General features: G+C 47.7%; 1 pseudogene. It reads right to left on the bottom strand.

The annotated features are described in order from the left end of the window. Window positions 1-386: pseudogene (locus K5Q99_RS22210) on the bottom strand (IS4 family transposase); the annotation flags it as partial. Window positions 387-409: the final 23 nt, after the last annotated feature.

Genomic DNA, 409 nt, shown 5'->3' with positions numbered 1-409 from the left:
GGATAGGACTTCTCATACAGGGTAATAGAGCGGCCATTGAAGGCTATTGAGGCGCGCAGAGCCATGATGCGTTTATGCTCTCGGATGTCTGACCAATCGACGAGCACAATCGGCATAGGGTTACCAGAACAGATGAGGCTGGCATGCCATTGGTAGACAGCTAACCGTTCTTGATGCAGATGCGTGTTGCCGAGCAAACGATCAATGCGCTTGATGTTGTGCTTGGTTCGGGCCGTGGTTGGTAAATTTCGACCTAACTCAGTCAAGGTCAGTGTCTTACATTCAATCAGTGCCTTAGAGGCCAGCATCAAGCTGTTTAATCGTTTTAGGTGAAGTTCTGGGCAGTATTGGTGTAAAGAATGTTGTAGGATATTGGCTTCGCGCATCTTGTTGTCCAAGTGTAGTTTTT

The organism is Shewanella hafniensis (assembly GCF_019655335.1).
Lineage (GTDB): Bacteria > Pseudomonadota > Gammaproteobacteria > Enterobacterales > Shewanellaceae > Shewanella > Shewanella hafniensis.
Note: the sequence above shows the minus strand (reverse complement) of the source record. Positions and strands in the feature narration are given on the sequence as shown.